The sequence below is a fragment of the Streptomyces flavofungini genome, from assembly GCF_041028215.1.
GTDB classification, from domain to species: Bacteria; Actinomycetota; Actinomycetes; order Streptomycetales; family Streptomycetaceae; genus Streptomyces; species Streptomyces flavofungini_B.
This window is the reverse complement of sequence record NZ_JASKYR010001141.1, coordinates 1-1,503: the sequence shown is the minus strand read 5'-3', so window position 1 is coordinate 1,503 and position 1,503 is coordinate 1. Positions and strand designations below refer to the sequence as shown.

Sequence of the window (1,503 nt, the reverse complement as noted above, 5' to 3'; positions counted from 1 at the left end):
CGGGGGTATTAGCGTGGACGGTACAGACCGTCCGACCGGATCCGAGGTGCCCCGTCCATGACCACCCGCAGCGAGAGCCGAACCCAGCTCGTCGAGTCACTCATGGAGCGGTTCCCGCACGTGCCGCGGGAAGCCGTGATCAAGGAGGACCTGCTGCGCGGCGGCATGGCCTTCGACGAGTCGGCGCTCAGTGACACCGGCAACGAGGCTTCCGGCGAGGTCAAGCCGAAGTCCTACTTCATCTTCTCCTTCGACCACGGCACGCTGCCCGAGCTGGGCGCCGCCGCCCTGCGCCGCCCGCCGGAGGAGATCGTCCTCACCGGCGGCCCCTACGAGCTGCGGCGCACCGTCGTCTCGGTCCGGGTGAACCCGTCCTCGCCCTACCGGGTCGCCGCCGACGACCACGGCGTGCTCGGCCTCTACCTCGACGGCGTCCGGATCTCCGACGTGGGCCTGCCGCCGATGCCGGACTACTACCGGCACACCCTGGAGAACGGCAAGTCGGTGATGGAGGTCGCGCCCACCATCCAGTGGGGCTACCTGATCTATCTGACGGTCTTCCGGGTCTGCCAGTACTTCGGCGCCAAGGAGGAGTGCCAGTACTGCGACATCAATCACAACTGGCGCCAGCAGAAGGCGGCGGGCCGCCCCTACACGGGCGTGAAGCCGATGGACGAGGTCCTCGAAGCCCTCGCCATCATCGACAAGTACGACACCGCGAAGTCCTCCACCGCGTACACGCTCACCGGCGGCGCCATCACCACGCGGCTCCAGGGCAAGGACGAGGCCGACTTCTACGGCCAGTACGCCAAGGCCATCGAGGAGCGCTTCCCCGGGCGCTGGATCGGCAAGGTCGTCGCCCAGGCGCTGCCCAAGGCCGACGTGCAGCGCTTCCACGACTACGGCGTACGGATCTACCACCCCAACTACGAGGTGTGGGACCCCTACCTCTTCGAGCGGTACTGCCCCGGCAAGGAGCGCTACGTCGGGCGGGACGAGTGGCACCGCCGCATCCTGGACTCCGCGGAGGTCTTCGGGCCGCGCAATGTCATCCCGAACTTCGTCGCGGGCGTCGAGATGGCGGAGCCGTTCGGCTTCAAGACGGTGGACGAGGCGATCGACTCCACGGTGGAGGGGCTCCAGTACTTCATGTCGCGTGGCATCACGCCCCGGTTCACCACGTGGTGCCCGGAGCCGACGACGCCGCTCGGCAAGGCGAACCCCCAGGGTGCGCCCCTGGAGTACCACGTCCGCCTCCTGGAGGCCTACCGCGCCACGATGGAGGCCAACGGCCTCTCCTCGCCCCCCGGGTACGGCCCCGCGGGCCCCGGCAACGCGGTCTTCTCCGTGAGCTCCTTCATGGACAGCCTTCCGGCGGAGGCGGCGGCTCCGGAAGACGCGATCACTCCGGCACGGGGCTAGCGGCGCCCGCCGCTGCGCGGCGCTCTCTCTTCCCGCCCGGTCACCCCGCGCCGGGCGGGCGCCCGCCCCAGCTCGCCGCTG

At 69.9% G+C, this 1,503-nt stretch carries 1 protein-coding gene; it reads left to right on the top strand.

The genetic code is table 11. The features are described 5' to 3' along the window. Window positions 1–57: 57 nt before the first annotated feature. Complete coding sequence (locus AB8Z36_RS39180; RefSeq protein WP_369218129.1) at window positions 58–1,422, top strand: radical SAM protein; 1,365 nt, start codon at window positions 58–60, stop codon at window positions 1,420–1,422. Window positions 1,423–1,503: the final 81 nt, after the last annotated feature.

Coding starts and splice junctions, on each gene's coding strand:
- AB8Z36_RS39180 (WP_369218129.1), top strand. CDS start 58: ATGACCACCCGCAGCGAGAGCCGAACCCAGCTCGTCGAGTCACTCATG.